Source organism: Variovorax sp. GW822-FHT04A09, assembly GCF_058801005.1.
Map to the genome: position 1 here is coordinate 1,377,836 of NZ_JBXAMV010000001.1, position 24,108 is coordinate 1,401,943.

General features: G+C 68.6%; 29 protein-coding genes and 1 tRNA gene. 12 read left to right on the forward strand and 18 right to left on the reverse strand.

Going from position 1 to position 24,108, the window contains the following annotated elements; genetic code table 11:
- Window positions 1-12: 12 nt before the first annotated feature.
- Together AC1RLW_RS06210 and AC1RLW_RS06215 are read left to right on the forward strand one after the other, a co-directional pair.
- Entirely contained in the window at window positions 13-480 is a 468-nt protein-coding gene (locus AC1RLW_RS06210; RefSeq protein WP_062481157.1) for an RNA-binding S4 domain-containing protein, read from the forward strand.
- Between the two features lie 48 nt (window positions 481-528).
- Window positions 529-1,335: a PPK2 family polyphosphate kinase gene (locus tag AC1RLW_RS06215; protein WP_493192487.1), complete on the forward strand. Its 807-nt coding sequence runs from the start codon at window positions 529-531 to the stop codon at window positions 1,333-1,335.
- 22 nt (window positions 1,336-1,357) lie between these two features.
- Here the strand turns inward: AC1RLW_RS06215 and AC1RLW_RS06220 are convergent, their stop codons facing one another.
- A complete protein-coding gene (locus AC1RLW_RS06220; RefSeq protein ID WP_493192488.1) occupies window positions 1,358-2,041 on the reverse strand; it encodes a hypothetical protein in 684 nt (227 codons plus the stop codon).
- A gap of 173 nt (window positions 2,042-2,214) precedes the next feature.
- Between AC1RLW_RS06220 and AC1RLW_RS06225 the strand changes: the two genes are divergently transcribed.
- Complete coding sequence (locus AC1RLW_RS06225; protein ID WP_493192489.1) at window positions 2,215-2,580, forward strand: c-type cytochrome; 366 nt, start codon at window positions 2,215-2,217, stop codon at window positions 2,578-2,580.
- An 8-nt stretch (window positions 2,581-2,588) separates the two neighbouring features.
- Here the strand turns inward: AC1RLW_RS06225 and AC1RLW_RS06230 are convergent, their stop codons facing one another.
- Window positions 2,589-3,377, reverse strand: coding sequence for a winged helix-turn-helix transcriptional regulator (locus tag AC1RLW_RS06230; RefSeq protein WP_095745059.1), 789 nt, complete (start codon window positions 3,375-3,377; stop codon window positions 2,589-2,591).
- Window positions 3,378-3,668: 291 nt separating this feature from the next.
- Complete coding sequence (locus tag AC1RLW_RS06235) at window positions 3,669-4,694, reverse strand: AraC family transcriptional regulator (RefSeq protein ID WP_157755034.1); 1,026 nt, start codon at window positions 4,692-4,694, stop codon at window positions 3,669-3,671.
- 383 nt (window positions 4,695-5,077) lie between these two features.
- Here AC1RLW_RS06235 and AC1RLW_RS06240 point away from each other — a divergent pair, with 383 nt between their 5' ends.
- The 3 genes from AC1RLW_RS06240 to AC1RLW_RS06250 all read left to right on the forward strand — a co-directional run bounded on the left by AC1RLW_RS06240 (window position 5,078) and on the right by AC1RLW_RS06250 (window position 7,374).
- The gene (locus AC1RLW_RS06240) at window positions 5,078-5,728 is read left to right on the forward strand and encodes a hypothetical protein (protein ID WP_493192490.1); all 651 of its coding nucleotides are present in this window, start codon (window positions 5,078-5,080) and stop codon (window positions 5,726-5,728) included.
- Window positions 5,729-5,886: 158 nt separating this feature from the next.
- A complete protein-coding gene (locus AC1RLW_RS06245) occupies window positions 5,887-6,597 on the forward strand; it encodes a Crp/Fnr family transcriptional regulator (RefSeq protein ID WP_095745057.1) in 711 nt (236 codons plus the stop codon).
- Between the two features lie 42 nt (window positions 6,598-6,639).
- Entirely contained in the window at window positions 6,640-7,374 is a 735-nt protein-coding gene (locus AC1RLW_RS06250) for an AP2 domain-containing protein (protein WP_493192491.1), read from the forward strand.
- A 91-nt stretch (window positions 7,375-7,465) separates the two neighbouring features.
- Here AC1RLW_RS06250 and AC1RLW_RS06255 read toward each other — a convergent pair whose 3' ends face one another.
- From AC1RLW_RS06255 to AC1RLW_RS06295, 9 genes are all read right to left on the reverse strand, one after another.
- Window positions 7,466-7,726, reverse strand: coding sequence for a hypothetical protein (locus tag AC1RLW_RS06255; RefSeq protein ID WP_493192492.1), 261 nt, complete (start codon window positions 7,724-7,726; stop codon window positions 7,466-7,468).
- A gap of 94 nt (window positions 7,727-7,820) precedes the next feature.
- Window positions 7,821-8,432 carry an alkylhydroperoxidase domain protein gene (locus AC1RLW_RS06260; RefSeq protein WP_493192493.1) on the reverse strand — a complete coding sequence of 204 codons (612 nt, stop codon included), beginning with the start codon at window positions 8,430-8,432 and terminating at the stop codon, window positions 7,821-7,823.
- Window positions 8,433-8,439: 7 nt separating this feature from the next.
- Complete coding sequence (locus AC1RLW_RS06265; protein ID WP_493192494.1) at window positions 8,440-9,063, reverse strand: CMD domain protein; 624 nt, start codon at window positions 9,061-9,063, stop codon at window positions 8,440-8,442.
- A gap of 12 nt (window positions 9,064-9,075) precedes the next feature.
- The gene (locus AC1RLW_RS06270; RefSeq protein ID WP_493192495.1) at window positions 9,076-10,146 is read right to left on the reverse strand and encodes a putative FMN-dependent luciferase-like monooxygenase; all 1,071 of its coding nucleotides are present in this window, start codon (window positions 10,144-10,146) and stop codon (window positions 9,076-9,078) included.
- A gap of 104 nt (window positions 10,147-10,250) precedes the next feature.
- Window positions 10,251-10,820 carry a hypothetical protein gene (locus AC1RLW_RS06275; RefSeq protein WP_493192496.1) on the reverse strand — a complete coding sequence of 190 codons (570 nt, stop codon included), beginning with the start codon at window positions 10,818-10,820 and terminating at the stop codon, window positions 10,251-10,253.
- Between the two features lie 37 nt (window positions 10,821-10,857).
- Entirely contained in the window at window positions 10,858-11,616 is a 759-nt protein-coding gene (locus tag AC1RLW_RS06280; RefSeq protein ID WP_493192497.1) for a DUF899 domain-containing protein, read from the reverse strand.
- 28 nt (window positions 11,617-11,644) lie between these two features.
- Window positions 11,645-12,343 (reverse strand): Vgb family protein, encoded by a 699-nt coding sequence (locus AC1RLW_RS06285; RefSeq protein ID WP_493192498.1) that lies wholly within the window; start codon window positions 12,341-12,343, stop codon window positions 11,645-11,647.
- A gap of 48 nt (window positions 12,344-12,391) precedes the next feature.
- On the reverse strand, window positions 12,392-13,612 hold the full coding sequence (locus AC1RLW_RS06290) for a helix-turn-helix domain-containing protein (protein ID WP_493192499.1): 1,221 nt from the start codon (window positions 13,610-13,612) through the stop codon (window positions 12,392-12,394).
- 61 nt (window positions 13,613-13,673) lie between these two features.
- A complete protein-coding gene (locus tag AC1RLW_RS06295) occupies window positions 13,674-14,669 on the reverse strand; it encodes a Bug family tripartite tricarboxylate transporter substrate binding protein (protein WP_159277175.1) in 996 nt (331 codons plus the stop codon).
- Between the two features lie 104 nt (window positions 14,670-14,773).
- Here AC1RLW_RS06295 and AC1RLW_RS06300 point away from each other — a divergent pair, with 104 nt between their 5' ends.
- Window positions 14,774-15,703 carry a LysR family transcriptional regulator gene (locus tag AC1RLW_RS06300; protein ID WP_159272076.1) on the forward strand — a complete coding sequence of 310 codons (930 nt, stop codon included), beginning with the start codon at window positions 14,774-14,776 and terminating at the stop codon, window positions 15,701-15,703.
- An 18-nt stretch (window positions 15,704-15,721) separates the two neighbouring features.
- On the opposite strand, the gene AC1RLW_RS06305 is transcribed toward AC1RLW_RS06300, so the two are convergent.
- The gene (locus AC1RLW_RS06305; RefSeq protein WP_493192500.1) at window positions 15,722-17,569 is read right to left on the reverse strand and encodes a sensor histidine kinase; all 1,848 of its coding nucleotides are present in this window, start codon (window positions 17,567-17,569) and stop codon (window positions 15,722-15,724) included.
- Between the two features lie 11 nt (window positions 17,570-17,580).
- Entirely contained in the window at window positions 17,581-18,309 is a 729-nt protein-coding gene (locus AC1RLW_RS06310) for a LuxR C-terminal-related transcriptional regulator (RefSeq protein WP_492685498.1), read from the reverse strand.
- A gap of 185 nt (window positions 18,310-18,494) precedes the next feature.
- Here AC1RLW_RS06310 and AC1RLW_RS06315 point away from each other — a divergent pair, with 185 nt between their 5' ends.
- The 5 genes from AC1RLW_RS06315 to AC1RLW_RS06335 all read left to right on the forward strand — a co-directional run bounded on the left by AC1RLW_RS06315 (window position 18,495) and on the right by AC1RLW_RS06335 (window position 20,528).
- Window positions 18,495-18,701 (forward strand): hypothetical protein, encoded by a 207-nt coding sequence (locus tag AC1RLW_RS06315; protein WP_095745046.1) that lies wholly within the window; start codon window positions 18,495-18,497, stop codon window positions 18,699-18,701.
- Between the two features lie 138 nt (window positions 18,702-18,839).
- The gene (locus tag AC1RLW_RS06320; RefSeq protein ID WP_493192501.1) at window positions 18,840-19,277 is read left to right on the forward strand and encodes a hypothetical protein; all 438 of its coding nucleotides are present in this window, start codon (window positions 18,840-18,842) and stop codon (window positions 19,275-19,277) included.
- A gap of 59 nt (window positions 19,278-19,336) precedes the next feature.
- Window positions 19,337-19,870 carry a nucleoside 2-deoxyribosyltransferase gene (locus tag AC1RLW_RS06325; protein WP_062480933.1) on the forward strand — a complete coding sequence of 178 codons (534 nt, stop codon included), beginning with the start codon at window positions 19,337-19,339 and terminating at the stop codon, window positions 19,868-19,870.
- Window positions 19,871-20,000: 130 nt separating this feature from the next.
- On the forward strand, window positions 20,001-20,276 hold the full coding sequence (locus AC1RLW_RS06330; RefSeq protein ID WP_070060422.1) for a hypothetical protein: 276 nt from the start codon (window positions 20,001-20,003) through the stop codon (window positions 20,274-20,276).
- A gap of 30 nt (window positions 20,277-20,306) precedes the next feature.
- The gene (locus AC1RLW_RS06335) at window positions 20,307-20,528 is read left to right on the forward strand and encodes a hypothetical protein (RefSeq protein WP_493192502.1); all 222 of its coding nucleotides are present in this window, start codon (window positions 20,307-20,309) and stop codon (window positions 20,526-20,528) included.
- A gap of 125 nt (window positions 20,529-20,653) precedes the next feature.
- Here AC1RLW_RS06335 and AC1RLW_RS06340 read toward each other — a convergent pair.
- The 4 genes from AC1RLW_RS06340 to AC1RLW_RS06355 form a co-directional block, all read right to left on the reverse strand.
- Window positions 20,654-20,746: transfer RNA gene (locus AC1RLW_RS06340), tRNA-Ser, on the reverse strand.
- Between the two features lie 27 nt (window positions 20,747-20,773).
- Window positions 20,774-22,042, reverse strand: a complete 1,269-nt coding sequence (locus AC1RLW_RS06345; RefSeq protein ID WP_062480939.1) for an aspartate kinase — start codon at window positions 22,040-22,042, stop codon at window positions 20,774-20,776.
- Window positions 22,043-22,097: 55 nt separating this feature from the next.
- Entirely contained in the window at window positions 22,098-23,075 is a 978-nt protein-coding gene (tilS, locus tag AC1RLW_RS06350) for a tRNA lysidine(34) synthetase TilS (protein ID WP_493192503.1), read from the reverse strand.
- A 20-nt stretch (window positions 23,076-23,095) separates the two neighbouring features.
- Window positions 23,096-24,076 (reverse strand): acetyl-CoA carboxylase carboxyltransferase subunit alpha, encoded by a 981-nt coding sequence (locus tag AC1RLW_RS06355; RefSeq protein ID WP_056582036.1) that lies wholly within the window; start codon window positions 24,074-24,076, stop codon window positions 23,096-23,098.
- Between the last annotated feature and the right edge of the window lie 32 nt (window positions 24,077-24,108).

Consider the following 24,108-nt stretch of genomic DNA (forward strand, 5'->3'; position numbering starts at 1 on the left):
TTTCCGACCTTCATGGACCGTCTGCGCATCGACAAGTGGCTCTGGGCCGCCCGCTTCTTCAAGACCCGCTCGCTGGCCGCGGACGAAATCGGCAAGAACCGCATCCAGGTGAACGGCGAGGTCGCCAAGGCCTCGCGCGAGGTCAAGGCCGGCGACACCGTCGCGATGCGCCTGGGCCCGCTCACGCGGACCGTGACCGTGCGCGGCCTCAGCGGCCAGCGCGGCCCGGCGCCCGTGGCCCAGCAGCTGTACGAGGAAACGCCCGAGAGCCTGGCGGCGCAGGCCGCCTTCCGCGAGCAGCGCCGCATGGGCAGCGAGCCGGCCCTGGCCATCGAGCAGGGCCGCCCCACCAAGCGCGACCGGCGCGAGATCGACGGCGTGCGCCACCAGGCCGAGTGGGACAACCGCTGGAGCGCGTCGATCGACGAAAGCAACGGCGACGACGACCACCCGCCTCCACGCGGGCGCCCGCAGCGCTGATTCGCGTACCCTGCGGGCTTCGTTTCTTTTTTGACGGAGCGTCCGCAGATGTCCAAGTTCAAGAAGTACCGCGTCGGCAGCAAGTTCAAGCTCTCGCGCATCGACCCCGACGACTCGCCCTTTCTCACGGGCGACGAGTCGGCCCAGCGCGCCGAGCTCGACACCCTGGCCGTCGAGCTCGACGAACTGCAGGACGTGCTGCATGCCGAAGGCCGGCGCAAGGTGCTGCTGGTGCTGCAGGGCATGGACACCAGCGGCAAGGACGGCACGGTGCGCTGGGTGTTCTCGCGCACCTCGCCGCTGGGCGTGCGGGTGACGGCCTTCAAGGCGCCGAGCGAGGACGAACGCGCGCACGACTACCTCTGGCGCTGCCACGCCGCCGTGCCGCGCACCGGCGAGATCATGGTGTGGAACCGCAGCCACTACGAGGACGTGCTGGTGCCCGTGGTCGAAGGCTGGATCGACGGCGACGAGGCCCGCCGCCGCTATGCGCAGATCAACGACTTCGAGCGGCTGCTCACCGAGACCGGCACCATCGTCGTCAAGTGCATGCTGCACATCGACAAGGACGAGCAGCGCGAGCGGCTGCAGGCCCGCATCGACACGCCCGGCAAGCAATGGAAGTTCAGCATGGGCGACCTCGAGGTGCGCACCAAGTGGGCCGACTACCAGAAGGCCTATCAGAACGCGCTGGCCGCCACCTCGAGCGACCATGCGCCGTGGCACGTGATCCCGGCCAACAGCAAGCGGCACCGCAACATGATGATCGCGCAGCTGCTCGTGAAGACGCTGCGCGACATGAAGCTGAAGGCCCCGCCGCCCGACCCGGCGCTCAAGGGCATGGTCGTGAAGTGAGCCTGGAGGTGGAGCGGCCGGCTCAGGAGCGGCGCACGGGTGCCGCCGCCGGGCGCATCGGCGTCTGCGCCAGCACGCGGCAGTTGCCGAACTCGCAGCGCACGGCCCAGGCCACGCCGGTGGTGCACGGCACGCTGTAGCTCTCGTAGCCCGGGCCCTTGGCCGTCAGCTCGGCGCGCGGCTGCACATTGCAGCGGCCGGCCTTGGCCAGGCGCTCGACGTTGTAGGTGTCGATGCCCGTGCGGCGCGGCTTGAGCGCAAGCACGGGGTTGAAGGTGTTGCCGTAGAACGTGTCCTGCACGTTCGGGTCGAGGTTGCGGTAGCCGCGCTTGGCCATGCAATGGACGATGGCGATCTGCTGGTGCTCGGCGATCAGCGCGCTGCTGGGGCGGGTGTTCCAGTCGATGACGGCGGCGCTGATGCCGGTGTAGGAGGCCGCGGCGACGATGCCCTGGCCATGCACCGTGATCAGGCCCAGGCCGAGCGCGGCCCACATGGCGTCACCCGATTCGCTGCGCGCGGTGATGCGGGTGGCGGCCGTGCGGCAGTCGGCCACGTCGCTGTCGTAGCGCACCTTGTCCACGCCTTCCATGGCCACCATCGGCACGTACGACATGCCGGTGCCCTGGCCGGGCCCGGGCGGCGGTGCGCTGGCGCATCCGGCCAGAACCACGGTGGCCAATGCAATGCTGAGCGGCAGCTTCATGGGAATCCCTCGTCCTCTTCGCGGTAGTTGCGAGGGATTTAACCATACATATAGTTACTCTTGAATCGACTTGTCGCGAATGAGAGACGACCTCCAGACGGGGCATTCGGGCGGCGATCCGGGGCCTGCGACTGGGCAAGGTACAGTTTTCACCCCTCCCCGGTTTCCCCTCCATGCCCTGTATTCCCCGGCTTTCCGCGCCCCACTTTCTCTCGATCGCACTCGCTGCCGCATCCTTCGGTGCCGCAGCCCAGCAGCCGCAACTTTCCGCTGTCGACCTGGCCCGCAAGAACGCCTGCATGGCCTGCCATGGCCTGGTGCACAAGCAGGTCGGGCCGGGCTTCGCGCAGATCGCCGAGCGCTACCGGGGCGACGCCGCCGCGCCGGCGCGGCTGGCCGAGAAGATCCGCAACGGCAGCGTCGGCACCTGGGGCCGCGTGATCATGCCGCGGCAGTCGCTGGTGTCGGAGGCCGACGCGCAGGTGCTCGCGCGCTGGGTGCTGGCGCAGCCGCCACAGCAGCCGTCGCCCGCGCGCTGAATCGCCGTTCAGGTCGACAGCTGCGACGGCGCGGCCGACGCCACCCGGAAATCCGCCGGGAACGTCCAGGTGCCGGGCGCCTCGCGCTTGCCCAGCTGGCTCAATTGATAGCCCATGCCCCACACCGCGTGCAGCGACAGGCCGTGCGGCTGGTCGACATACAACCCGAGCTTGCGGCGCAGCTTCGACACGTTGGCGTCCAGCGTGCGCGAGCCGGCGGCCACGCCGCTTTGCCAGCCGATCATTTCCAGGTGCTCCCGGTCCAGCGGCCGGTTCATGTGGCGGAAGAATTCGGCCGCGAGGTCGAATTCGATCGGCGTCAGGCGAATCTCGGTGCCGGCCACGTCGACCATGTCGAACGGCGACAACAGGCTGAACTCCTGCCAGTCGAGGCTGCGCGGCACCACCGGCCGGTTGCGCTGGCGCAGGAAGAATTCGAGCATGAAGTACATCTCCTCGAAGGTCGACGGCTCCGGCAGCACGGCGTCGTCGGGGCCGGCGTGCAACAGCGACAACCCGCGGATCTGCCGCTTGCGCGCGCTCATGATCAATGGCGTGTGATAACGCAGCGTTTCACGCACCTGGCCCACGAGTTTTTGTACGTCGTCGGGTGCCGAGGGAATTGAAAGCAGCATCGCCTCGAAATTACCGCCGGGCGCCACCTGCGAAATCAATTCGTCGACATGCGCAAATACGACGGGCGTATAACCCAGCATCTTGACGGCACGACTGGCGTGCCACCGCGTTCGGGGAGAGGGGTCCAACACTGCAATGTGCGGGGAGTTTTGCTCAAACATTGAAAATTACCTTGCACACCGTGGCGTCACAAACTTCTATTTTTGCCCCGTTGGCGGGGAAATCGACTTTCATCATTCAACCCTTCAGGAATAAATTGCTCTGAATTGTTGAAGGCAGACGCATTTTTTTACGAATGCATTTCCAGCCGGCGCAATTCCTTGGGAAGTGAATCTATTCCCAAATAAAGTTCACAGGTATGAATGAAGAGAACAGAAATATGAGGATCGGGCACGGCGGCCACGCCATGCACCCATCCACCGGCCAGGGCGGCCGGGCCGGCGGCGCGCCGGTCAGCTGACGAGCAACGTGCCGTCTGCCGCGGCCTGCCCCTGCTGCAGGGCAAAGGTGCGCGGCGTGCAGCCGTACTTCTTGCGGAAGACGAGGCCGAAGTAGGCCGGGTCCGCAAAGCCGCAGTCGTAGGCGACCTGGGCGACGAACCTGCGCGCGCCCTCGGGGCTGCGCAGCATGCGGGCCGCGGCCTCGAGCCGGTCGTTCTGCAGGGTTTCGAGAAAAGTCATGCCGCGGCCGGCCTTGGCGAACACCTTGTGCACGTAGCGCACCGACACGTTGAAGCTGGCAGCCAGCTTCTGCGCGTCGATCTCGGTGTCGGCGTGGTGCTCGCGAATCCAGGCCCGCATGCGGGCGTGCAGGTCGCCGTCGCGCGGCGACACGCGCTCGCCCAGCGCACCCGGCTGCGCCCTCAGCCCGTTCTGTTCCAGCGAGAACGACAGCATCGACATCAGGTGCTCACCGAGCAGCTGGCGCTGCGCGGGGCTCTGGATGCTGCACAGGTGCTCGACGTCCAGCGCCCGCAGGTAGCCCGACAGCATCCCGGCCCAGCCCTTGGCGCCGGCCAGCCGCAGGTCGGTGGACTGGTCCGCATGCGGCAGCCAGCGGTTCACCACCGCTTCCGACAGGCCCAGCGTCCATGAGTTGGTGGCCTCGGTCGAGCGCAGGCGCAGCGGCTGCCAGGAGTCGATCAGGACCATGTCGCCCGCGGCCAGTTCGATGCGCTGGCGCTGCTCGCTGATGGCCAGGCCGCCGTCGAGCTTGATCAGCAGGTGATAGGGATAGACCTCGGCGCCCATGAGCTGGCTCGGGCCCGTGCGCTCGATGGTCGCGCCGCTGCCGTGCACGCGCATGAAGGCCATCCCGGCCGTGTCGACGATGGTGAGTTCCTGCTGGAAGTGGCTGCGCTCGGGGCTGTCCAGCCGCCCCACGTGCGGGCCGATCTCGTCGGCCCAGAAGGCGAACCCGTCTTTGCGCGACACCATGCCGGTGTGAAAGCGCTGGATGCGACTGTCGGTGTCGGACATGCGGCACGCCCCTCTTCCTCCATGCAGCCGGCGCCACGCCAGAAGCCGCGGGTCACGAACGGGAACTCCCGATTTTTTTCCTGACAGGTCCGCGTGGACCTCGGATAATTTTTACAAACGATAACAGAGATAACAGCCCGGGTGTTCGGGGGGATGACGCACCGCGCCGACCGGCGCAAGCCACGGTTTCACGCCTTGCCGATCGCCGGTCGGCATGTCGGTCGGGCCCGCTTCGCCCTTCGGCCGGCGCTCGCGGCGGGCAATTGCATCCGGATGTGACTCGCGACACATCCGCGCCGCGAAAGCGAATGTCAAAGAAGGGCGCGATTCTTAGCATTCCTTCGGATCGAACGTCAACCGGAACTCTCTCTACTGGGGATGAAATGGCTGCCTTGTTTTTCACGGAACTCGAACCTTTCGGCACGCGATGGCGCGCAGCGCTGGCGTCCTGCCTGCCAGCGCTGCGCCGCGATGCCGAAGTGGTGCGGCCTTCGTCTCCCCCACCGGCGGACCGGGTGTGTGCGCTGGTCTTCATCGCCAACCTGGCGCAACTGGCCGACACCGACGGCCCGGAGGTGGCGGCGGGTGTGAGCCGCGAGATTCGGCGCCGACTCTTCGCGGCCTTCCCGCCGTCGGGCGACACCGACCTGAGCTGCCTGCGCGACGACTGCTTTCTGCTGCGAACCCGCCACGCGCGGCTGGACGACCTGCTGGCCGCGCTCGGGCGCGAGCCGATCCTCGTGAAGGGCATCGCCGCGCAGCCGCAGCTGCATGCCGACTGGATCGCCCTGCGCGACAGCGGCCCGATGAGCCCGGCCGAGATCGAACTGGCGCTGTGGGCCGCACAACCGCATCCCGCGCCCACGGCCAGGGCGCGGCCTGCGAGCGACGTCGTGGTGGACGACATCGAACACGTGTACGACCTGCGCATCGCGCGGCAGGGAGATGCCCTGTGGCTGCGCGAGCGCTGTCTGCGAGGTGCCGAGGAACGGGCCCGGATCGACACGCTGTTCGCGCAGCTCCAGCCCGGCTGAGATGGCCTTGCCGCCTTCAGCCCATCGCAGCCCGGCCCGGCGAAGGGGCGCCCGATGGCGAGTCGCCCCGGGGACGCCGCACCGTCCTGTTCCTTGACCGCCGCCCGTGGATTCGCCCATGAGAACGAACCGCCGATGGTCTCGCAACCCCCTTGGCCATGTATCTCCATCCCCTGATCGCCAGCGTGCCGCCCGACGAGCGCGCCGCCTTGATTCGCAGCAGCGCGCTGCATTCCTACCGGCGCAACGAGATCGTGCTGCAGGCGGACACGCACACCGACCGCATCTACTGCGTGGCCACAGGCTTGCTGCGCGCGGTCGACAGGGACGTGACGACCGACTTCATCCGCCGCGGCGATTTCTTCCTCGGCCCCTCGCTGGGCGAGAACAGCTACCAGGCCACCTCGACGCTGGTGGCCGCCCTGCCCTCGTCGGTCTACCACCTGCCGGTGGCCGCGGTGCGCCGGCTGTGCGCGCTGTACCCCGAGGTGACCATGGGCCTGCTGGAGATCGCGATGAAGCGCGTCGCCATGGTGCGCGGGCAGCTGCGCCGCATCTCGTCGCTGTCGTCCGAAAGCCTCGTGAGCCGCGTGCTGCACGAGCTGACGCAGCTGGCGCCGGCCGCCACGGGCGGCTACGACAAGCGCATCACGCAGGCGGTGATCGCGTCGTACTCGGGGCTCTCGCGCGAGGTCGTCAACAAGACCATGCGCGACATGGAAAGCCGCGGGCTGGTGCGCCGCGACGACCAGGGCGTGCACGTGCCGCCGACCTTCGCCTCGACCGATTTCGGCAGCCTGCCGCCGGACGCCCACGAGCTCTCCGACGAACTCTGTGCCTGGAACGGCGACAGCCCCGAAGCGCCATGACGCGCCGCCCTCATCGGCCCTGACACAAGGACAGCACCGACGATGCCCAAAGGAATTCCGAACCCCGTCGACATGTATGGCATTTCGCCCCGCCCCTGGGGCTTCGAGGTGTCGCTCGTGCGAAACGGCGTGCGCTACGCGCGCCTCTTCGGCCACGCCAGCTACGGCGGCCCCCAGCAGGCGCTGCGACGCGCCCAGGCCTGGCGCGACACCATCGTGAAGGAGCATCCGCCGGTCGCGCGCAAGGACCGCGCGCAGACCCTGCGCAGCAACAACAAGACGGGCGAGCCCGGCGTCTTCAGCCGCTTGTCCGCACAAGGCAAGCCGGTGGCCTGGCTGGCCAAGACCTACCTCGGCAACGAGGAAATCCTGCGCGCCGAATTCGACCTCGCCGACTGGGGCCCCGCGGCCCGCGCGCATGCCATCGGCGAACGGCAACGCCAGCTCGGCCGCATGGTCGGCCTCGCGCGGCTGCATCCCGCCGAAGAAGCCATCCGCCGGCGCCCGCCGCCCGACGACGAAGCGGCACTGCCGCCCAAGCGCTCGAAGTCGGAGATCGTGCGACGCAACAACACGAGCGGCGTCAGCGGCGTGCAGTTCAAGACGCCGCGCGCGGGCCATCCCGGGTACTGGGTGGCGATCACCTACACGGCGGGCAAGGGCAGCGTGAGCCGCTCGTTCTCGGTGCGCACGCTCGGCTACGAGGTGGCGCGCGACATGGCGATTGCCGAACGCCAGCAGCAGTTGCAAGCGAAGACGTCGGACGAAGACGCCTGAGCGCCAGCAGCGTCCTGGCGAGGATTTGCAACATCGCCCTGGCGTGAAAGGCGCGATTTCATGCGCAGCTATTTGCGGGACACCACACCAGCTAGCGCTGGTTCTGCTGCTCGCTCCTGTGCGCAATGACCGCGTCGCGCACCGCGCGCTTCGGCGCCAATTGCGGCTTGCCGCAACTGCTGCAGCGATAGAAACGCAGGCCGGGCAGGAACTTCATCCACGGCCGTCGGTGGATGCGTTCCAGGCCGGCCAGTCCGCATCGGCAACGGATGAAGGGATTGCCGAAAAACGGTCCGGGCGCGGGCGCGCGGCCGTGGCGTGTCGTTGCGTACCCAGGAGCGTCGGTGTGCATGCGGGTCATCGTGCCGACCCAAGGGCACGCCGCACGCCCGACTGTGATCCCGCTCACTTGCCGCCGCAACAAATCTGCGCGCGGCCGCGCGGGCCTACGTGGCAGCAGGCGCCTGCGGTTCGCCCAGCGAGAGCATCAGGCGGTTGGCCCAGTTGAAGAAGGCCGCGCCATGCACGACGTCGGCAATCGCCAGGTCGTCCAGCCCTTGCGCGCGCAAGGCGTCAACGTGCGCAGGCCCGAAGGTCGATGGCGTGGCCGACAGCGCGACCGAGGCCTGCACGATCGCATTCCAGCGCGCGCCCAGGTCGGCCTGCACGCCCTCGTCGAGCAGGCGCTGCACGTCGTCCGTGCGCTGCGAGAAGTGCGAGGCGAAACGCGCGTGCACCGATGCGCAGTAGATGCAGCCGTTGAAGCGCGAGGCCGCGGCGGCCGAGAGCTCTCGCTCGGCGCGTGGCAGGCCGGCGTCGGGGTTGTAGAAGATGTCCTTGTCGGTGCGGGTGCGCGCGCCAAGGATGTCCGGGTCGCGCGCCAGCAGGCGGAAGTACGGCGACTTGGCGCGCGAGGCGTCCACGAGGCCCGCGTAGTGGCGCTCGGTCAGCTCGTCTTCCGGCAGCGGTTCGAGCCAGGGCAGCCATTCGAGCTGCGCCTGCGTGAAGGTGCGCGGGTGCGTGTTGCCGGGATGGGTCAGGGTCGATTCGGTGCTCATGGGGCGCTCATGCAGAAGGGGTGGCCAGCGCGCGCAGGCCGATGACGACGCGAATCTGGAACGCGAGGAACGCCACCAGTTGCGACAAGGTGACGATCTCGGTGGTGCGCCATCCCGCGTCGAGCAGCGCCTGCAGCGCGGCCGGGCTGGCGTCGCGCGGGTGGAAGACGAGCAGGTGCGCATGCGCAAGGCCGGCCGACAGGCGCTCGCCGAGCACCGCGCGCTGCGCCGCATCGACGGCGTAGACGGGGCCGGCCGCGTCTTCCACGCTGAGCGGACCTTCCGGATAGCGGCCATACGGCCCTTGCGCGGCACCGCGTGCGACCTCGGCCTCGATGGCCCTCGCCACGCCCTGCCCCGCCAAGGCCTCGGCATAGAAGCGCGCCACCTCGGGCTGCCCATGCAATCCGGCGACGAAGGTCGCGACAGCGAAACGGTCTGCGATCTCGAAGTGCCCGGCGACGGGCTCGGTCGGCGCGAACAGCGCCAGGTAGCTCTGCTGCGCCTGCGTGCGCGCCTGCTCGCGCTGCGCGCGCAGGCGGTCGAGCGCGCTGCCGGGCGCGATGCCCACCAGCTGGTCGATCACGTCGACAGCCTCGGGAAGGGGAGAAGAAGAAACAACGGCATTCATGGAAACAACAGCCTAGAGAAGCGCAAGCGATTGAAGGTCCGGCACGCCCGTATCGCGCGCCCAGCCCAAGGCGGGTGCGACGACCGTGGCGGTCAGTTCGATGGAACGCAGGATGGCCGCGTGCGGCGGATCGACCGAATGCACCTGGCACACGAGGTCGGTCACGCGCGCGAGCGTGCGGTCGGCGCGCAGCGAGGCGATCACATCGTCGGGCGCGCCGACATGCACGTCGTACGCGGCGATCAGCTGCTCGAGCGGCGCATCGGCGCGGACGCGGTCGGCCAAGCCGATCTGCCCGGTGGCGGCGGCTTGCACCACCGCGCGGCGCAGCCCGGTCTCGGCCAGGCGCAGCGCCTCCTTGCGGGTGTCCGCCACGAACACGCTGCGCGAGCCCACGATGCGCGGCGTGCGCCCCGGCGGCAGTGCGGCCAGGTAGGCGTCGATGATGGGGTCCTGCAGGTCGGCCAGCGATGCATCGGGCGCCTGCGCGGTACGCGGCTGCGTGCGCGAAAGCATCAGCCCGTCGCCGGCCGTGCCCGCGCGCGTGCCGCCGCTCACCGAGAACGTGGCCTGCCAGAGCCGGCCGAGCAGCTGCGCACCCGCCGGGTACAGCGTGTCGCCGCCGGGCAGCGGCCGGCCGGCCCAGGCGTCGCGCACCGTGGCGAGCTGCCGCTCGAACAGCGCCGCGCGGTCGTCGCTGTCCAGCCCGAAGGCCGCGAAGGACGCCGGCGTGCCGCCCGTGCCGACGCCCACTTCGAGCCGGCCGCCCGAGAGCAGGTCCAGCACGATCGCGTCTTCGGCCGTGCGCACCGCGTTCTCCAGCGGCAGCGTGACGATGCCTGTGCCCAGGCGGATGCGCCGCGTGCGCGAGGCGACGTGGGCGAGGAAGACGAAGGGCGACGGCAGGCCGCCCTCGTGCTCATGGAAATGGTGCTGCGCCACCCACGCGGAATCGAAGCCGAAGGCCTCGGCGTGGGCGATCTGCGCGGTGACAAGGCGGTAGCGCTCGGCGGCGGGGACATCGTCGAGCAGCCGGCTGAAGAAGCCGAGCCGCTTGCGCGGGGAAGTGAAGGTACCGGGCATCCGAAGGCCTGTGGGGTCGAGAGCCTTCGAGTGTTGCGCCGCAGGCCGCTCGAATGGAACGCCGGTTTTCGCGTTTGCTTATGCGCTTTGCGCGCATCGCGCGTTCAGTGCGGCATCGCAGGTGATCGCCGTGTGAAGCGCCGCAGCCAGCCCACGCCCGCCCCGACGCCGACGGCCATCAGCCCGGTGGTGGCCAGCATCGCCGCCGTGTGGAGCGCAACGGCCGCGAGCGCCGGCACGAGCGAGCCACTCATCGCGCCCTTCGCTGCATCGCCCATGCACAGCGGGATCAGCGCCGGCACCAGCATCAGCCCGGCACCGTGCGCGGTGGACATCATGAACGACCACAGCGCCAACCCCGCATGCCCCGCCGGCGCACGCGCCATGGCGGGCAGGTGCCCCGACAGGTGAACGAGCGCGACCCCCGCGAACAACCCGCCGGCCAGCCGCTGCAGCAGGCCCCGGTCCATCGACAGGCCGAAGGCCACCGCAATGACCACGAGCGCCACCGAGGCGACGTGCCCGACGCCGATCGGCCACAGCGCCCGCAGCGCCTGCGCCCGGTCGTGCGAGCGCAGGCCCCAGGCGGCGGCGAACATCCAGCCGGTGGTGGGGTTCAGGCCGTGCAGGACGCCCATTCCCGCCACCGCCAGCCAGGGCCAGAGGCTTGCCATGGTATGGACCGATCAGCACGCCAGGTCGCGCGCTTCTTTACGACTGCGCGTGGCAGCAGCCACCCGCCGCCGCAACGGGCGTGGGCTCGTAGCGGTCGTGGTGACGGATCCAGTCCATCGCGTAGGACGGGTTGTGCTCGTCGCGGCCCTTGGGCACGAGGTCGAGCATGTTGTAGGTGCCCATCATCACTTCCACGCCGCGACCGTAGGTCGAGTAGGTGTGGAACACGTCGCCGGCGTCGTCCTTGAAGAACACGCTGACGCCGGGTGCTTCCTCGCTCGGGAACGGCTGCTTCACGTAGTTGTAGGCAACCGCGCCGCTGGCCATTTCGTCGGGCGTGAAGCTCACGCCGAAGTCGTGGTTGAAGTCGTTGTCGTGCGACGAAACCCAGGCGAACTGCCAGCCCATGCGCTGGCGGAAAGCCTCGATGCGGGCCAGCGGCGCGCGCGAGACGGCCACCAGCGTGACGTCGCGGTGTTCGAGGTGCACGCGCATGCCGTCGGAATGGTCGGCCATGAACGAGCAGCTCTGGCAGCCCTGCTCCCAGTCGGGGCCGAACATGAAGTGCTGCACCAGCAGCTGGCGGCGGCCTTCGAACAGGTCGGCCAGCGGGCGGCGGCCCTGGGGCGTGTCGAAGACATAGGCCTTCTCGACGCGCGTCCACGGCAGCGCGCGGCGCTCCTCGGCGATCCGGTCGCGCAGCTGGGTCAGTTCCTTCTCGCGCGCCAGCAACGACTTGCGCGCGTCGATCCAGCGCTCGGGGGTCACGACGGGGTGATTCATTGTGGTGTTCATGGTGTGTGCTCCTTGGCTTGCGTTTCGTTCAGGCCGTGGCCGTCTTCGGGCGGCGCACCGCGCGGACCTTGCTGGCCCGGCCGTCGCCGGCGTAGAAGAGCCCCGCGCCGTCGGACTCCAGGCCGCTCACGCCGACGCCGGTGGGCATTTCCAGCCGCGCGATCACGTCGCCGCTGGCGGGGTCGATGCGGCGGATGTCGCTCTGGTCTCCTTCCCAGGTGCCGTGCCAGAGTTCGCCGTCGACCCAGGTCACGCCCGTGACGAAGCGGTTCGATTCGATGGTGCGGCGGATCGCGCCGGTCGCCGGGTCGATCTGGTGGATCTTGCGGTCGCGGTACTCGCCCACCCAGAGGCTGCCTTCGGCCCAGGTGAGGCCCGAGTCGGAGCCGTTGCCGGGCGCGGGAATCGAGGCCAGCACCTTGCCGGTGGCGGCATCGATCTTGTCGATGCGCGCCTCGACGATCTGATAGAAGCAGGTGCCGTCGAAGGCAGTGCCGGCGTCGCAGGCGACATCGATGCGGCGCGTGGCTTCGCCGCTCGCGGGGTCGAAGGCGACCAGTTGCCCGCCGGTGGCGGCCCACACCTGGTGGCCGTCGTGCGTCACGCCGTGGATGCGCTCCACGCCTTCGAACGGGCCGTATTCGCGCACGATCTGCGCGGCCTGCACGGCGCCTTCGAAACGGTCCTTGCCTGCTGCTTTCTTGCTCTGACTGTTGCTGCTGCTCATGGTGGGCTCCTGTAGGTGCGCCACAGGGGGTAGCGCATGAGCCCGACTCTATTCAATCGGCAGCGCAGCGGGGAGTAACAAGATCGTCGTGAATCCCGCCAGCGGCGGGGCCAGCCAGCGGCGCGCCCTCGCCTGTCCGATGGCACGCACGCGCCGCTCCGCCTCGAGGTCGGCCAGCGCCCGCTGCACGGTGCGCTGGCTCGCGCCCAGGGCCAGCGCGAGCGCCGAGGTCGACCAGGCCGCGCCGTCGGACAGCAGCGCCACGAGCGAGGCTTGCTCGCCATCGATGGGCGGTGCCAGCACCACGACCGCACGCGCATCCAGAGGTTGGAGGATGAAGCCCTGCGGCGTGGCCTCGATGCGCGCCATCGGCTTGACGAGCGCGCGCAGCCGGCCGATCTCGACGCGCAGGCGCGCGCGGTGCGTCTCGTCGGGGTCGCGGGTGCGGAAGGCGTCGGCGATCAGCGTGTCACGGTCGACATCGCCGGGCCAGGCCGCGGCCAGCGCACGCGCCAGCGAGAACAGCACGGGCCGGCGTGCGAGCGAACGCCAGGTGTCGCCGCCTCCGACACCGCGGCGGCAGGCATCGACGACCAGCGCATCGGACGCGAGCAGCGCCTCGACCTCCTCAAGGCGCAGGGCCTGTTCACCGCCGGCAGCGATGCGCCGTGCGGCGGGACGTTCGAGCGCGCCGCGCGCTTCCGCCACCTCGGCCAGCAGCGCCGGCACGCGCGCACGCCAGGCCGCATCGTGCGCGCGGTCGAGCGCCGCGCGTGCCGCGGCGGTGCGCAGCGAACGCAAGGCCAGCTCGGCCGATGCCAACTCGGCCACCGCCGACAGCAACGGCGGCAGGCTGTGCCCGTCGAGCAGCGACAGCGCGGCGGCGGCCTCGTCGAGCCGGCCGAGCAGCAGCAACCGACGCGCCGCGATGAGCCGCGCCTGCAGCGCATTGGCCAGGTCGTCGCGCGCCTCGAGCGTGGCGGCCGCCGCGGTCAGCGCGCGCGGCGAGCCGCCGAGGTCGCGCATCGCGAGCGCCACCTCGGCCTCGGCGACGACGCAACGTGCGCGCGCCAGTTCTTCGTGCGCACCGAAGCCGCTCGCGGCCCGCCGCAGCAGCTCGCGCGCTCGCGGGTGCTCGCCGAGCTGGGCCATCGCGATGCCGCGCAGCGCGAGCGCCGGTGGGTCGTCGCGCAGGGCCACGCGCTTGAGGGCGCCCAGCGCGTCGCCGGCAGCGAGCGCGCGCGCGGAGGCGGCGATGAGGGAATCCATGGGGCGACAGGCTACAACACCGCCGGCGCCCCTCGGCCCGCCTCATCGCGAGGCGGCGTCTTCAGTCCAGCGAGATGCCGCGCTCACGAATCAGCGCGTGCCACTTCTTGGTCTCGGCGAAGGCATAGGTCTTCATCAGCACGCTGTCGCTCGGCACCGGCTCCCAGCCACCTTCCTGCAGCCGCTTGCGCACGCCCTCGTTGGCCAGCGCGGCCTGCATCTCCTTGGAAAGGCGCTCCTGGATGGCGGCGGGCGTGCTGGCCGGCACCACCAGTCCCTGCCATGCGTAGGCTTCCGAATCCTTGAAGCCCTGCTCGCCCACCGTGGGCACGGCGGGCAGGATCGGCAGGCGCTTGGCGCTGAAGGCCATCAGCGGAATGACCTTTCCTGACTGGATGGCGCTGAGCCCCGACGAGGTGTCCACCACCATCAGCGGCACCTGTCCGCCCATCACATCCTGCAGCGCGGGCGCGGCGCCGCGGTACGGCACGTGCATCGTCGACAGGCCGCTGCGGCTCAAAAACAGCTCCATCGCCAGGTGGTGCGGGCTGCCGTTGCCCGGCGAGGCGTACGACAGCGTGCCCGGCTTGCTCTTGAGCTGCTCCATCAGGGCGCCGATGGTCTTGAGGTTCGTCGACGGTGCCGCCACCAGCACGAGGGGCGTGCGCGCCATCAGGCCGAGCATCGCGAAGTCGCGATCGACGGCGTAGGGCAGCTTCTTGTAGAGCGCGGGGTTGTACACGAGCACGCCGTTGTCGGCCGTGAACACGGTGTAGCCGTCGCCCGGCGACCGGGCCGTGACCTCGGCGCCGATGATGGCGCCGGCACCGGCCCGGTTGTCGACGATCACCGGCTGGCCGGCCTGCACCGACATCTGCGCGCCGATGGTGCGAGCCAGGAAGTCGCTGCCGCCGCCGGCGGGGTAGCCGACGATCCACTTGATCGGCTTGGACGGAAAGGCCTGCGCCTGCGCTTGCGCGGGAGCCCCCGCGAAAGCAAGCGCGGCGGCCGCGAGCGAAAGAAAACCGCGGCGCGCAAGGCGATGAGAAACGGGCATGAACGATGTCTCCTGGCAGTGGTTGTTGTGATGGCGCTGCGATTGGATGCGAGCTTTATTCATGGTTCAATCAGATATTTCTTTCCCACTTATCGGACAAACCGATGAATGTCACGTTGCGCCAATTGCGCGCCTTCATCGCGGTGGCCCGCGCCGGCAGCGTGACCGAGGCGGCTTTGCGGCTGCACATCACGCAGTCGGCGCTGAGCGGCCTCATCAAGGACCTGGAGTCGAACCTGGGCGTGCAGATGCTTCATCGCACGACGCGCAAGCTGCAGCTCTCCAGCGCGGGCGAGGTGTTCCTGCCGATGGCCGAGCGCATCCTCCAGGACCTGGGCATGGCGCTCGATGCGGTGTCCGACCTGCGCGAGTTGCGCACCGGTACCGTGCGCATCGCGGTGCCGCAGGTGATGGCGTGCACGGTCATGCCGGAAATCATGGCCGCCTTCGCCCGGAAGTACCCCGGCATCCGCGTGCGCCTGCAGGACTCGATGGTCGAAAGCGTGCTGGGCCGGCTCATCAACGGCGACGTGGACCTGGCCATCGGCCCCGAGCGCGACGCCCCTGCCAACGTCGTGGCGCGCACGCTCTTCACCCTGCCCTTCCTCGCGGTGCTGCCCCCGGGGCATCCGCTCACCAAGAAGCAGCGAGTCGCCTGGAGCGACCTGGTCCGCTACCCCGTGATCTCGCTGCAGGGCGAGTACACGCAGCTGCTCAGCGCCGAGCTGTATGCGTCGCCGGGCCGGCTGGAGTTCAGCCCGACGCATGAAGTCGCCTTCCTGACGACGGCCTTGAGCATGGTCGAGCACGGACTGGGCGTGACCACCTGCCTGCCGTATGCCGGCGAGTTGCTGCAGCGTCAGAAGCTCGAGTTCCGCCCGCTCGTCACGCCCGTGCTCAGCCGCAAGTTCCAGGTGTGGCTCAACAAGGACCGGGGGCTCTCGCCGTCGGCGCAGGAGTTTCTGGACTTCCTGCTGCAGCACATCGAAGACCATCCGGCACCCGAGGTGCGCGCGTTCCGCAAGGCGCGCTGATCACGCGCGCAGCGGGACTCAGCTGCTGCCTGCGCCTGTCACGGGTGCCCGCACCCTCGCCGCCAGCCGCGTGCCGCCGTCGCCCGCGTCGATCTGCAACGTGCCGCCGATGCGGGCCATACGCGCCTGCATGCTGCGCAGGCCCAGTCCGCCGATCGATGAGGCCATGGCCACCGCATCGAAGCCCACGCCATCGTCCTCGACGCTCAGCAGCACGCCCGCTTCGCCGTCGGCCAGCAATTGCACGCGAAGGGTGCGCGCGCGGCTGTGCTTCACCACGTTGGCCAGTGCCTCTTCAAGCAGGCGCGTGAGGCCCAGCACCTGGCGCGCGGACAGCGCGCAGGGCCAGGCCGCGGGCGTCTGCCAGTGGCTGCGCACGCCCATCTCCTCGAACAGGCGGCCGAAGCGGTGGCGCATGGGCGCCAGCCATTGCGTGGGCGTGGCGGCCACCGGGGCCGCGCCGCCGCTGTGGGTGTCGATGATCTGGCGCAGGTCGTCGCGCAGCGACTTGAACATCGACAGGTACTGCGGCCGCTGCAGCGCCTCGCCCGACTGCTCCACCAGCGCGATCGAGCGCACCAGCGAACTGCCCAGGCCGTCGTGCAGGTCGTGCGCCACGCTCAGGCGCTCGTGCAGCCGCACGTTGTCGAGTTCGAGCCGATGCTCGCGGCTGAGCGTGTCGGCCAGCTCGGTGCGTGCCCCGCGCACTTCGCGCGCGAGATCATCGTTGAAGCTCTCGACACGCCGCAGGCTGCGCGTGAAGCCGCCCGCAAGAATGAGCGACATGCCGATCATGATCAACGGCGCCGTGACCACGGTGTAGCCGAAGCGGTCATCGATGACGCGCAGGATCATCAGCGCGTCGTGCACCGCAGCCACCAGGAAGCCGAAGGCGCACAGGGCCAGCAGCAGGTGCTCGGTTTTCTTGGTGTCGAGCGCGCGCAGGATGAACTGCACGCGCACGGCCATGAAGAGCAGCGAGTACACGATGAACACCGCCAACGTTGCGACCGACAACTCGGGCTGCGGCAACAGCGCGATCGCCGCCACGGCCAGCGCGGCCACGGCCCACAGTGCGCGGCTCAGCCGCGGAAAGCGCTGGCCGCCAAAGTGCCACATGAACATGCAGAAGCAACTCACGTACAGGACCATCCAGGCCGTGATCCAGCGCGACCAGGCGTCGGTGGAGGCGAACGGCCACGGCAAGGTGCTGACGACGGTGTTGCTCGCGAACACCAGCCAGGCGATGGCGCTGAGCGCGTACCAGCCGTAGGCAACCTCCTGCCGGCGCATGAGCCACAGCACGAGGAAGAAGCAGCCCAGCGTGATCGAGATGACGAGGTTGACCGCGGGCAGCACGCGCGCGAACAGGCGGCGTTCGTCGTGGTACGCCACCGCCGCGTCCGCCGGGCCGAGCACCACGCGGCCCAGCCCCGAGCCGTACATGCTGCCGCCCACCACCTGCACCCACAGCGTGTTGGTGCCGGGGTTCAACGCGGCGGCCGGCAGGAAGAAGACACGCGGCGTGTTCCAGCTGCGGCTCAGCGGCTCGACCAGGCTGGCGTCGCGCCAGAGCAGGTTGTCGTTCAGCGAGATCGCGCCGGCCATGCTCAGGTAGTCGAAAGCCACGCCCAGCTGCGGCGCGTCGTCGCGGCCCGCGCAGGGGCGCTGCCAGTCGATGCGGTACCACGCGATGCCCTCGAAGCCGGGCCAGCGCGTGGCCCAGTGGTCGGGCAGCGACACCGGCTGCCAGCCGTCGATGGGCGGCGGTGCGTCAGGCCCCGCGCCGGCGGTGGCGCGCACGGCCCGCACGCTGTCGATGTGCGGCGCGCACGCCTCGGCCGCCGCGGCCGCGTGCGCGAACAACCACCACAGGCTCAGGCCAGCAAGCCACGCGAACGCGCTGCGAAAACGGCGCGCGTGCGCGAGGAAACGGTGAGCTTGCGGTAGATGTTCTTGATGTGGCATTCGACGGTGTGCCGCGACAGGAAGATCTGCTCGGCTATCTCGCGGTTGGTCAGGCCTTCGGCAACCAGCTGGAGGATCTGCAGTTCACGTGCGGTCAGCACATCTTCGCCGACGCGCCCCGGCGTGGCCGGCGGCGCTTGCGTGAGGTCGAGGATGCGCCGCGCGATGAAGGGATCGATCGGTGCCCCGCCGCGCAACACGCTGCGGATCGACAGCAGCAGCTCCAGGTCGTCGCGCTCCTTGAGCACGTAGCCGGTGGCGCCGGCGCGCAGCGCGTTGAGGATCAGGTCGTCGGTGCTCCAGGCGGAGATCACGAGGATGCCGGGGCCGTCGTCGGCGTTCATTGCCGCACCGGTCGGCGCGCTCATCTGCGCGATCAGCTCCACGCCGTTGCCGTCGGGCAGGCCCAGGTCGACCAGCGCCAGCGCGAACGACTGCCGCGCGAGTTCGATGCGCGCATCGGCCAGCGTGGCCGCGAGCACCAGCACGTCGTTGCCGTAGCCCAGCTGGTTCAGGATGCCGACGATGCGCCGCTGCATCAGCGCGTCGTCCTCGACGATGAGCACGGGCGCCGGCAGGTCGGGGCTGGGCGGCGGCGTCATCGCCGGGCCGTCGGGGTGGGGAGGGAAAGCGGGCATCAGGACCGTTCGGACAAGGGGGCAAGCATGCCCGAATCATCACCCAGGCTTCGCGCGCGAGGCTGCAGTGTCCCCTCGCGGCGGCGCTGCGGCCATCACCAGATCTGGGGGTTCTGGGGGCACGGCGCGGCATCGGTCGGCCTTCGCCTACAGACAGGCGCCATGCGAGCGGACATGGTGGGGCCATGACACATCCGATCGAACTCATCATCGACGAGCCGGCTCCCGGATCCTTTGTCTGGCGGCTGCTCGAAACCGACACCGACGGTGCGCATCCCACCGTCCTTCGCTGCGCCTTCGACCCGGTCGAGAGCTACGAGCTCGCCCTGGCCTCGGGACAGCGCGCCCTGCGCAGCGAGATGCGCGCGCAGGCTACAACGGAAGGCCACTGAGCGTCAGCATGCGCTGACGGCGGCTTCGCGAGGCGTCCTACCGCTGTCGCGCCGTCGGTTCCTAGGATGGTTTTCGGGCGCCGGTTCTCTTGCGCTTGTCGCAATGAGGCAACCGCCGGCGCCTTCAAGGAGATGACCATGCAAAGAAAGCTCATGTGGATGTGCGCCGTTGCCGTGTCCTGTCTCACGGCTGTGTCGGTGCAAGCGCAAGTGAATCCGCCGCCCGCGGCCACCGTCGATCCGGCGGTCGCCGAATACAAGGCGGCCCGCGACAAAATCTCGGCCGACTACAAGACCGACCGCGCCGCTTGCGATGCCATGAAGGACAACGCCAAGGACGTCTGCGTCGAGGAAGCCAAGGGCAAGGAAAAGATCGCCAAGGCCGAGCTCGACCAGAAGATGAAGCCCAGCGACGGCAACGCACGCAAGGTGGCCGAAGCCAAGGTAGAAGTGGCCTACAGCGTCGCCAAGGAAAGATGCGACGACCAGAAGGGCGAAGCCAAGTCGACCTGCGTGAAGCAGGCCAAGGCAGACGAAAGCAAGGGCATGGCCGAAGTCAAGGCGATGAAGAAGTAACCAACCGGGCCGCAGCCCTTCCCGTTGGTGCTGGCCGGGGGCGGTCGCATACTCGACAGATGCCCTCCTCTTCCACGCGTCCACGGGTCTACCTCGCCGGCCCCGACGTGTTCCGGCCCGACGCCGCGCAGTACTTTGCCGCGCTGGCGCTGGCCTGCGACGCGCTCGGCATGACGGCCGTGCCGCCGTTCGACGGCAAGGCGGCCGGCCCCGACCCCGCGCGCCGGATCTACGAGGAAAACATGAAGCTGCTGCGGTCGGCCGACGGCGTCATTGCCAACCTCGCGCCGTTTCGCGGGCTGGAGCCGGACTCGGGCACGGTGTTCGAGGTCGGCGTGGCCATTGCGCTGGGCCTTCCGGTGGCCGCCTACGGCGTCCCGCCGGGCACCTATGCGCAGCGCGCCGCCACGGCAGGCGTCGTCGGCCGCGACCCGGACGGCAGCCTGCGCGACCCCGAGGGCACGCTGATCGAAGATTTCGGGCTGCCGCTGAACCTCATGCTGGCCTGCTCGGTGCGCTTTTCGGACCTGGCGACCGACGCCTTGCGGGTGCTGGCCGAGGTGTTGGGGTCTGCGCCTGCCCAGCGGCAGTGAGCCTAAATTCGTGAAATAAGTCACAAATCAAAGGCGGGACATCACCAATTCTGGGGAGAAAGCCCCGAGAAGTAAGCCTTTCAGCCTCTTTTTGCGTTGGACACGCCAACGCCCCAAAAAGGAGGCCCGGATGCCCCCCTCAGACCAACAAGCAGTTTTCGAAGCGGCGGGCCGCCTGGGTTCCATGGAGGTCCTGACCACGCAGACCAGCGCCGTCGTCTCGATGCTGCGCGCGCTGTACGCCGCGCACCCCGAGCCGGCCAAGGTCCGCTACCACTTCGACCGGCTGATCGGCCAACTGCTGACCAGCCCCTACCTCAGCCACGACCCGGATCACGCGCTGATCCTCCAGGACACGGCCGCGACCCTCGTGCGGCCACCGCTCGAACCCGACCCGGTGCGCTGAGCATCGGATGCACACCCAGGAGACACTGAAATGAGTTTTGAAAAAATCAAGCTCCGGTTCGGCCGGTCGTTCCGTCGCGGCGATCGCGTCGTCTGCGAAGGCCGGCTCGGCACCATCACCGGAGCGACCTATCCGCATGTGCGGGTGCGCTTCGACGGCCGGCAGATTGCGGTGCCTTGTGATCCTTGCGAACTGCATGTGGGCACAGCGCCGATCGCGGCGCTGTCCGCGCTCGAACCGCAGCCGTCCTGAAGACATCGCCTCGCCTTTTCGGCGGGCAGCCACGCGCACGCGTCGCGCGCAGACGCAAAAAAGCCCCGACTGGCGGGGCTCTTTTGGGCTGTTTGATCACTGCAAGGTGATCAGGAAGCCAATCCTGGCGGAACCGGAGGGATTCGAACCCTCGATGAGGCTCTACACCCCATACTCCCTTAGCAGGGGAGCACCTTCGGCCACTCGGTCACAGTTCCTGAAAGCAACCGCAATTATGCCATTACTTAAGCGCTCGGTTGGTCCAGATCGAACGCTTTATGCAGTGCGCGCACTGCCAATTCCATATATTTTTCGTCGATCACGACCGAGGTCTTGATTTCGCTGGTCGAGATCATCTGGATGTTGATGCCCTCTTCGCTCAACACACGGAACATCTTGCTCGCGACACCCACGTGGCTGCGCATGCCGATGCCCACGATGCTGACCTTGCAGATCTTGGTGTCACCCACGATTTCGGTGGCGCCCAGCGAAGGCATCACCTTCGACTCGAGCAGTTCGACCGTGCGCGCGAACTCGTTGCGATGCACGGTGAAGCTGAAGTCGGTCTTGCCGTCCTTGCTCAGGTTCTGGATGATCACGTCGACTTCGATGTTGGCGTCTGCCACGGCACCGAGGATGTGATACGCGATGCCCGGCTTGTCGGGCACGCCGAGCACCGAGATCTTGGCTTCGTCGCGATTGAATGCGATGCCGGATACGACGGCTTGTTCCATGTTTTCGTCTTCCTCGAAAGTGATCAGCGTGCCGGACTTGGCCTCTTCATTGATGTCGATGTCCCATGCGGTGAAGCTCGAAAGCACACGCAGCGGCACCTTGTACTTGCCGGCGAATTCCACCGAGCGGATTTGCAGCACCTTGGAGCCCAGGCTGGCCATCTCAAGCATCTCTTCGAAGCTCACGGTGGTCAGGCGGCGCGCGTCGGGCTCGACGCGCGGGTCGGTGGTGTAGACGCCGTCGACGTCGGTGTAGATCAGGCACTCGCTGGCCTTCATGGCCGCTGCGATGGCCACGGCCGAGGTGTCGCTGCCGCCACGGCCCAGCGTGGTGATGTTGCCTTCGTCGTCCACGCCCTGGAAGCCGGTGATGACCACCACGCGACCGGCTGCGAGGTCGGCGCGCACCTTGGCGTCGTCGATGCTCTCGATGCGGGCCTTGGTGTACGAGTTGTCGGTGCGCACCGACACCTGCCAGCCCGCGTAGCTCACCGACTCCACGCCCTCGGCCTGCAGCGCCATGGCCAGCAGTGCCGACGATGCCTGTTCGCCGGTGGAGGCGAGCATGTCGAGTTCGCGGTGATAGGCCACGCCGGGTTTGCCCGGGGAGAGCTCCTTGGCAAGACCGAGCAGGCGGTTGGTTTCGCCGCTCATGGCGCTGGGCACCACGATCATCTGGTGACCCGCACGCGCCCATTTGGCGACGCGCTTGGCGACATTGCGGATGCGCTCGGTCGAGCCCATCGACGTGCCGCCGTATTTGTGAACGATCAATGCCATGGATGAAATCAGAGAAAGATAAAGGGCCGCCTGGAAAGCGGCGCCCTGCAAGCCGTCAGAGCGAAGTCTTCAGCGAGGGCGGGGCATTGTACCAATGCAGCCGCTCTCCCCTGCGCTCGGCGAAGCCCGCGCCCACCTTGAGGTGGATGCGGTGGCCGCGCGTGGTGCAGGCGCGGACCTGGTCCAGCAGCTGGTCGAGCTGCGCCGCGCTCGGTGCACAGCCGTGCGACTGCATCAGCCAGTGGCGCAGCACGTTGGCCTGGCGCGCCCGGGACAGCGCCTGCAGCGGCCGGATCTGCGGCGGCTCTCCCACCGCGGCAAGGTCCTGCGCGGCCAGTTCGCCCAGCAGCTGCTGGGCCTGCGCCGCGTGGCCGATGCTGCGCGCGAAGGTAGCGCGGAACTGCGGAAAGGCTTCTGCCAATGCAGGCAGCAGCACGGCGCGGATGCGGTTGCGGGTGTAGCGCGCGTCGGCGTTGCTCGGGTCTTCGATCCACGGCAACTGCTGCTGCGCCAGCCAGCTACGGATGTCGGCCGCCGGCACCGCGAGCAGCGGTCGGTGGATGCTCAATCCGTCGCGCACGGCATGCGCCGGCATGGCGGCCAGGCCCGGCAGGCCGGCGCCGCGCGACAGCGCCAGCAGCAGCGTCTCGACCTGGTCATCGGCATGGTGCCCCAGTGCGATGGACGACACCGCGGGCCGCGCGCCATCGGCCTGCGCCATGGCGGCATACGCCTGGTAGCGCGCCCGGCGCGCCGCATCCTCGGGACTGTCGCCCGACGCGTGCCGTGCGTCGACCCGGTGCGTCACCAGCGGCACCCCCAGGCACTCGCAGACCCGCGCGCACTGCCGCTCGAAGTCGTCGGCCGCCGCCTGCAGGCCGTGATGCACATGGAAGGCGATCACCTGCCCCGGCCATCGCGCCGCGCAGGCCGCGAGCAAAGCGGTCGAATCCGCGCCGCCGCTGAAGCCGACGGCCAGCGGCAGGCTCGCCGGTTCGAACGCGGCCATGGCGCGTTCGAAGGCTTCGCTCATGATGGAAAAGGGAAAGCCGCTCAGCGACTGTTGTCGGCCTTGGTGTCGTTGAACCGGCCGTAGCTCTGCAGGCGCTCGTAGCGGCGGTCCAGCAGTTCCTTCGTCTTCAGGTCGCTGACCTGGCGGAAGGCGTCGTTGAGCGCGCGCTTGAGGAACGCGGCCATCTGGCGATGGTCGCGGTGCGCGCCGCCGACGGGTTCGTTGACGATCTTGTCGACCAGGCCCAGCGCCTTCAGGCGGTGCGCCGTGATGCCCAGGGCATCTGCGGCTTCCTGCGCCTTGTCGCTGGTCTTCCAGAGAATGGACGCGCAGCCTTCGGGGCTGATCACCGAGTAGATCGAGTACTGCAGCATCACGAGCTGATCGCCCACCGAAATGGCCAGCGCGCCGCCCGAACCGCCTTCACCGATGATGGTGACGATGATGGGTACCTCGAGCTGCGCCATCTCGAAGATGTTGCGGCCGATGGCTTCCGACTGGCCGCGCTCTTCGGCGTCGATGCCGGGGTAGGCGCCGGGCGTATCGACGAAGGTGAATACCGGCAGCTTGAATTTCTCGGCCGTCTTCATGAGACGCAGCGCCTTGCGGTAACCCTCGGGCTTGCTCATGCCGAAGTTGCGCGCGGTGCGCTCCTTCGTGTCGCGGCCCTTCTGGTGACCGAGCACCATACAGGGCACGCCGTTGAAGCGTGCAAGACCACCGACGATCGACAGGTCGTCGGAGAAATGGCGATCGCCATGCAGCTCGACGAAGTCCGTGAAGATTTCGTTGACGTAGTCGAGCGTGTACGGGCGCTCCGGATGCCGCGCGATCTTGGTGATCTGCCAGGGCGTCAGGTCGCTGTAGATGTCTTTGGTGAGTTGCTGGCTTTTCTTGCCGAGCTGATCGATTTCTTCCGAGATGTCGACCGCCGATTCGGTCTGTACATAGCGCAGTTCTTCGATCTTTGTTTCGAGTTCAGCAATGGGCTGCTCGAAGTCGAGGAAGGTTCGTTTCGCCAACGTCTTCTCCTGTTTATTTCATCAATTGACCG